The organism is Furfurilactobacillus entadae, assembly GCF_045862745.1.
GTDB classification, from domain to species: domain Bacteria; phylum Bacillota; class Bacilli; order Lactobacillales; family Lactobacillaceae; genus Furfurilactobacillus; species Furfurilactobacillus entadae.
Genome location: NZ_BQXN01000040.1, coordinates 1 through 7,334, shown reverse-complemented (window position 1 = coordinate 7,334; position 7,334 = coordinate 1). Strand labels below are relative to the sequence as shown.

At 36.2% G+C, this 7,334-nt stretch carries 7 protein-coding genes; 2 read left to right on the top strand and 5 right to left on the bottom strand.

From position 1 onward, the window contains the following. The 5 genes from ACKTR5_RS11500 to ACKTR5_RS11480 form a co-directional block, all read right to left on the bottom strand. Nucleotides 1-1,834, bottom strand: a 1,834-nt coding sequence (locus ACKTR5_RS11500) for an immunoglobulin-like domain-containing protein (RefSeq protein ID WP_407881637.1), incomplete at its 3' end; no start/stop codon positions are given. 410 nt (nt 1,835-2,244) lie between these two features. Continuing rightward, nucleotides 2,245-3,087: a CPBP family intramembrane glutamic endopeptidase gene (locus ACKTR5_RS11495; RefSeq protein WP_407881636.1), complete on the bottom strand. Its 843-nt coding sequence runs from the start codon at nt 3,085-3,087 to the stop codon at nt 2,245-2,247. Nucleotides 3,088-3,368: 281 nt separating this feature from the next. Continuing rightward, on the bottom strand, nt 3,369-4,163 hold the full coding sequence (locus ACKTR5_RS11490) for an alpha/beta hydrolase (protein ID WP_407881635.1): 795 nt from the start codon (nt 4,161-4,163) through the stop codon (nt 3,369-3,371). A gap of 289 nt (nt 4,164-4,452) precedes the next feature. Beyond that, the gene (locus ACKTR5_RS11485) at nt 4,453-4,881 is read right to left on the bottom strand and encodes an MFS transporter (RefSeq protein ID WP_407881633.1); all 429 of its coding nucleotides are present in this window, start codon (nt 4,879-4,881) and stop codon (nt 4,453-4,455) included. Continuing rightward, nucleotides 4,835-5,584, bottom strand: coding sequence for an MFS transporter (locus tag ACKTR5_RS11480; protein WP_407881631.1), 750 nt, complete (start codon nt 5,582-5,584; stop codon nt 4,835-4,837). The genes ACKTR5_RS11485 and ACKTR5_RS11480 overlap by 47 nt, the downstream gene beginning before the upstream one ends. 191 nt (nt 5,585-5,775) lie before the next feature. On the opposite strand from ACKTR5_RS11480, the gene ACKTR5_RS11475 reads away from it, so the two are divergent. Beyond that, a complete protein-coding gene (locus ACKTR5_RS11475; RefSeq protein WP_407881629.1) occupies nt 5,776-6,177 on the top strand; it encodes an ArsC/Spx/MgsR family protein in 402 nt (133 codons plus the stop codon). A gap of 420 nt (nt 6,178-6,597) precedes the next feature. Beyond that, nucleotides 6,598-7,062 (top strand): MarR family winged helix-turn-helix transcriptional regulator, encoded by a 465-nt coding sequence (locus ACKTR5_RS11470; RefSeq protein ID WP_407881628.1) that lies wholly within the window; start codon nt 6,598-6,600, stop codon nt 7,060-7,062. Nucleotides 7,063-7,334: the final 272 nt, after the last annotated feature.

Sequence of the window (7,334 nt, the reverse complement as noted above, 5' to 3'; positions counted from 1 at the left end):
CCTTACCATCAATGTCAGTGGCAGAAGCAGCAAAGCTAGCCGCATCAGGAGTAGCGTCACCAACGTGCATGGTGAAGTCATTAGCAGAGATTGAGCGTTGGTCTGCTTTAATGGTGATATCAGAGGTAACAGTTGCAATATTTCCATCTGCGTCAGTGACTTTGTAGGTCACTTTATATACACCTGGCGTATTAACATTAATAGAACTATCGTCTAAGACAATCTTTGAGGTTAGATTACCATCTTCGACATCTGTTGCGGTGACACCACTTAATAATTGTGCTGACAATTGTTCTTGCGATACTTGTCCAACGTAATAGTTATGGTCTACATTGCCTTGAATATTTGGTACAAATCCTTTACTAGAATTATTCTGATACTTACCACCTGGAGAAGCAGGAGATCCCCACACCGGTAGATTCGTAGAAGAAGTTGCATATACAAAATTCATACGGTATTGATCTTTATTTAAATCGGTAGGGTTCTTTAAGATCATGGCAATAATATCCCACCTACTGCTATAACCATCTGCAAACTTGATGGTTATTGAATTGGTACCAGTTGTGTAGCTGACTGCGCCGTTCGATTCTTTAACCATTTGGTCAAGTGGTATATATGAAGAAGCACCGTTTGCCGGAAAGTTACCATGATTGTTGGAATAATAAACATCTTCTGGTGAAAGCGTTCCTCCGTCAATCGGAGAAATAGTTAAGGTGCGATCTTTAGCATCTGATAAGCCGCCACCAGGGTTGATAACCACCGAAAAAGTCATTTGTCCGGTAGGCAAAAATTGTCCTGATCCGATATAATTATCGTTCCCAGCGCCCTTAATTCCATACAGGCCAGGTGTAGGGGCTATTGTCAAATACGTTTGATCACCGGGCTGACCTGGTCCCAAAGTGTCATAAAAATCACGTCCGTTTGTAAAAATAAGAGGGGTAGTCTGTCCGCCTAAAGTACTTGTGACTGACACTTTGTTTCCAGTTGAAGCGTCGGACTTTGCACTCCAATTTAAATTGAATTTGATTGGGGTATCAATCTCGGGGAAATCTTTGTCAAATGTATAAGACCCAATGCCAGTTGTATTATCATACTTGAAATTACCATATGCTTCGGCCCCGTTAAATGTGACGGGGCTGTTATCTACATCTACATTATTGACGGGAAGAGTAAATGTGAGACTATCACCACTTTTGAATGGCCCATTCAATTCACCACTGACGGTAATCAATGAGTCACCGTTAAACGGCCCGTTGTTAAAATTATTTGACACCGTGACAGGTGCTTGAGATGCTTGCGGGTCATTACTTAAAAACTCAGCTTGATTAGTGGCAGTTTTCACATCTGTCGAGGCTGTATTAACCGTCAACGCTACGGGATTACCACTAATGGGTTCACTTTGTGGTAGTGATGGTAAAGAAGATTGATCGTTAATTTGATCATCGGTTTCAGTAGTTTTATCGGAACTTGTAGTTAACTGAGTTGCACGTTCTGGCTCTTGTGAGTTAGATGAGCTGTTGGCGGCAACGGCACCTGTGCTTGAAGCAGACACTTCGCTATCTTGTGGATTATTATTTATGGGATTTGGTTGCGGATCAGTGGTGGTTTTAGCATTTTGATTTGAATTAAGCGAAACTACCGTTTGATTATTTTGGTTTGAAATAACAGACGCATTATCTGAACCATTGCTTGTTTGGGAGAGCGTATCGGCGTGTACGCGGGCATTATTTCCGGAAAGAGTAATAAGTCCTAGCATGACAGTTCCTGAAATAATCACGCCATTAACGAGGCTTTTACCATCTTTATATAATTTGTAGTGCTTACTTAAGTTCATTTATGATGATCTCCTTTGCAAAATTAAATTTGAGGCAATACTTAATGTCCCAATTATGACACAGACTAATTAGGGGAGGAAGTATTTTTTATTTTAAATTGTTATTTTAGTTAGATTTCTAAAAACCTAATTGATTAGCTTGTTAACTTAAGGACTATCGCCAACGATTCAACGAAGATTTTATGAAAAAAGACATTAGCATCTAGTTTTGGGGTTAAAAATTTTAGGGTAGTTACAGTAATCGTGCAGTTATTACTTTAAATGGTTTAAAAAGGTTACGTTTAGATCATTTGTCATCATAAATTTAGTGAGGACGACAAAAATCGGCATGTCTAGCGGTCACTGATAGAACGTAAAGCTTGCTCCTTTAGCTATCTTTCTAAAGATGTCCTTTCAAATTCATAGGTAGGTTAATTAAAGGTATGGTATTTAGCATCGAATTCGGTTTTATCTTTCTCATCAATTGTTTTGTAAATAAGATAACCACATACGATAAAAACGATAGTTAGAATAATTGAGACGAGTGATAGAATAAAAGGTTTGTCGATTCTTCCCAGTACAGAGATATTAAAGAAAAAATCGAACCAATCAGCAAGAGCATGGCTTATCACGGGTAACAATAAGCTCTGCGTTTTCACATAAATCATCCCGGCAAAGAAACCATATGCAGCCGCGTAAAACATCTGTGCTAAGGTATACGCGAGACTGGCGCCTCCAGCCAGATTAGAAAGATGGATTACGCCAAAGAATAAGCCAGCGATTAGTGATGAGTATAAGATTGATCTTTCAGAGTGAATTAAGCTGTTAAGAAATCCAAATATCCCACCGCGGAATACAACTTCTTCAAAATATCCAGTGATTATTGCAGCAATCAGGGTACCAAATAGTCCGACAAGAACTTGACTAGGAAGCGTTACTTTGAAGAACGCCATCAAATGGTTAGGATAGAAAACACTTGCTAAGATCATGATGATTGTTGGGACCACCCACAACAGTGTATTTATTCTCTTAGAATAGGTTTTCAATTTAACTACGCTCAAGCCAAAGTTAATACGCCAAATATATTTTGCTAACCCAAGATCAATAAGTAAAAGGACCAGATTGACGAGTGGCAAATCCACCTTTCCTGAGGTCTCTATCATCGAAGTTCCTTTAAAAGGCGTCATGACGAAACCAGGGCCATTGAATGATAGAGTTAATATTATAATTGTTACTATAATGAACCAGAGTCTATTTAAATTACGTTTCGTCATATTTTGTTCCTCCAAAAACAAATTGCAGATTGTGCTGATTTTATAAGACTTTAAAGTGCAACAGTTTTTAATATTGATTGCTACACTGTGGGATTTGCGACGAAGCCTGATAGACTTTTTACTTACATGGGATTTTAACAAGGTTTAAAGCGGTTATGATAAAAAATGGCATCTAATTGTTATTTGAATTATAACAACTAGATGCCATTATTCTTGGTGATTTATCTCTTCATGCCGCTAGATAATCGATTGTTCGAGCCTGCAACTTCTAAAATGTATGGTTATAGATATTGGTTAAAGAAAGCGACGGTTGGTTCTTGTGCTTGCTTTGTATAGGCTTCACCATGTCCATGACCAGGGACAAATTGTACAACCGACGGAATCATATTCTTTGTGAGTTCACTTTGTAGCTTTTCAACAGCAGCTGTTGGCGTTAACTCGTCCAAAGAATTGGCTAAATACATTGGTCCGGCATTTTTATTTACGCGATGTAAAGGAGAAGCCTTTTTTAATAGATCTAGATCATTATTAACATAGTTTAGTACAAACCATTTGTAATAAGGATCGTTTGCGCCAGTTTGATTAATCTGTGAGACAGGCGTTCCAGGAATTGGCGCATTTTTGTTTGGCGCAACAACATCTTGATGTTGTTCAACCCAATGATCTAAATCAATGATTCCAGACCAAGAAGCAATCGGAATCCCTGTTCTTAAACCTAATTCAATCGCTAGGTTGCCACCTGAAGACATACCAACAGCCCCAATCTTGTCGCGGTCGAAAGAATATTCAGATTGCTTGATCCAGTTAAATACTGAAACCAAATCATCTACCGGAGCGGGATACAAGACTTTAGGTGCTAAACGATAGTTAGGGACGAAAACAATAAAGCCACGTTGAGCAAAGTCGGTCGCCCAATCGGCTTCTTCTTCTTTATATCCTAGCCACCAACCACCACCATGAATATCAATGATTGCCTTACGTTGTGCATCATTTTGGTTATCGCCTTGATAAACATCCAATTTTAAATCCAAATTTTCATCATAAATAATGTCTTTATCAATTGTGACATTTGCCATAAGTACATACCCCCTTTCTAATATATGCACGTATTCTAGCATGCACACAAAAATTTTCCAAAAATTGTTCTCAACTAATATAATTAAAACAATATCATATTTTACGATTGTGAAATATAATCACACAAATAAACAATGAATACGATCGGAATTACGAACACGATATGAACAAAATAAAGGCAAACTGATGAACAGCGATCGACAATTAAGTATGAAAAGCGGATATTGCTTAATACTACAATGAATGCACTAAGCGATATCCGCTTTCTGTAATCAAAAATCATGAGGTTCATTTAGCTGATTCGGTTGTGTTTTTACCAGCCCAAAACACAATTATAATTTGGAATGCTGAAATAACCGCAGCTATAAAAAAGATACCTCGTTCATGAAATCCGAATGGTTTAGATAGAAATTGGAAAACAAAAGGTGACATGAACTGACCAGCGAAAATCATTGCGTTACTGGTCGCGATATTTCTCTTTCGATTTGCATCATTAGAAGTTATTGAGACCCATTCATTTAAAAACGGCATGCCCAAACCAAGTGCAATACCAATCAGTAGCATAGATATTAAAGAAGGAATCCATTCGCCCATGGAAAGTAAAAACATACCAGAACTGAATCCAATAAAAACGAAAACAACTTTGTTTATAATTGATAATTTGAGTTTTCTATAAAATAGACCGATAAAAAAGCCGAATACGGAAATACTGGCCATTAAAATATGAGGTCATTAGACTGCTTTTAATATGCAGTACATCGGTTACATAAAAAGCAAGATTAGTTGGAAGAACAAAGTAGATTAAGGTTAATGACAGGCTAAGAAAAAAAAGCAGATAAATCACTGGCGGATTTTTGGAAGGTGTATTGCTGCTGATAGTTGGTGTTACTTCATTTTCAGGAACAAAAAATAATAAAAGTAAAAAAGAAATCCCCCCCAAACTGTAAACCAAAAAGGTAAGCCGCCATGAAATAGGCGCAACAAAACCCGCAAACAAAACTGAACTAACAGTGCCTATATTTGTAACAGCACTGGCATATCCAAGGAATTCTTGTTGAGTGCTTCCTGAATAATTACTTGTAATTAAACTGATAGCTGGACCGGCAATCAATGCGAGCGCAACGCCACTTAATGATCTTGACACAATTAGAGCTTTGAAGGATAAAAAGATCAACGGAATTAGGCCCCCAATGCTATATATAAATAAACCAATTAGTGCTTGTTTGCGACTAGAAATTTTGAGTTTATTGATTAATGGCAACAGTGCAATGACAAATAAAGAGGGTATGGTTACAAGTGATTCAATCCAAATCGTAGAAATGGAAGGATAGGCGCTTTTTATTTGAGGCAATATTGGAGATAAAACCGCACCAGTCATTATGGTTAATAAAGATACAAATAAAATACTAATTTTTCTCATAGGTTTATTTCTCCTTCAAAAATTACATCACATTGTACAGGATCTTTTCGGTCTATTCAATTTTTGCTATATAAAGGTTTACTTAGCAAAGTAAACGACCTAATAAGTTAGCCCTACTAATTGTTTGTATTTATAATTAGTGTTGTGTACACTACAGTGTGAAGTTAAAAATAAATATTGAGGTTTGGACTATGATTAGTATTTATACGTTACCATCCAACTATCCTTCTAGAAGGGCTGTTACTTGGTTTAAAAAACATCATATTGATTTTACTGAACATCGTGTGCATCCTAGTTTGCCTGGTTTAGTTAAGCTTCCGCTTAAATCGTTCTTAGCAGCTTCAGAAAATGGGTTAGATGATCTACTTGCCACGCGAGGAAAATCTATTCTGTTGTTCAAAAAAACACATGACTTAAATGAAATTTCTTTGGGTGAAATGCTCGCGTTTATTGATAAAGACCCAACAATGCTTCACTTTCCGATTATTTTTGATTCGACACATTCATTCCTACAATGCGGATTTTCAGAAGATGAAATTCGCACTTTTATTCCTCATGAAATAAGGCAGGCAGAATTATCACAGTTTTTATAATCTTCTTAAAGCTTGTGCCATAGATGATATGATATAATTTATAAATAAGTTAAAAATTGAAATTAATATCCTTTAATACATGTGAATATTTACTGGGATTTCTTACGACGACTGCATTTTATTTGTGTTCAACAATTTTCAATCTACAAAAAGAGCTCTAGCAAGCTTAATTTGCTGAGAGCTTTTTTTATTACTAAGAGACTTTGCATATGATCCTACTTTTGTCGTTTACGTACATAATTATTTTTGCCTGATTTTATATTTAAATAATTGATAAACTAAAAATAAAAATTAAATAATCGTACAAAAGATTTGCATCTAAACTAGTTACCAATATAATGACTATTGGAGCACCAATTTATATACCAATTGTGGTATCACGCTGTCTTCGTGAAAATAAATACTCAGGAGGAAGCTATCATGAACAATAAAGAATTAATGGACCAATATAACAACGCGTTTCTATTTATGGGAAAGTTTCTCGATGAATTTGTTTCGGTTGTTGACCAACAGTATAATTTATCGCACAATGCATGGCTGGTCATGAAACTTATCAGAGATCATCAAAAATTGACGAATCAAAAGATCGCGGAAATTACAAAAGTTGCCCCTGCAAGTATTTCAGCTCAAATTTCACCTTTATTAAAGCGTGGATTAGTTAAGCAAGATACTAACGATAGTGATCGGCGTGTAAAATATCTGTCTTTGACTGAAAGCGGCCTTCATATCGTTAATATGATTGAAATGGAGCATCTGAAGCGTTTCAATCAATGGGTGAACGATTTAGGATATGAAGAGACTATCCAGCTGCTTAAGCTGATTCAAAAATTCGAAACCGATGTTTTGCCAAATGATAATTTTGTGAATGTCAATCGATTAAGGTAGCAACTTACATTACGTTAACGATTACAATCGACTACGTAAAAGTTTAAATATCCGACATAGTAAAAGTTTTCTTCCTATTGTATGTGACCATGTGATTTCAGTTTTAAACATTCTCTAACGGACAACTTTACATTGACCATTAGGGAGGAGAGGTCTGTGAATCAAACAGAATGGAATTAATGCGTAGCCCTAAATTTTTTTGGTCACAAAAAAATCATCACTAATGTGATGATTTAACCAAGTTTTGCAATGTGATTACTTGAAGTCAACTG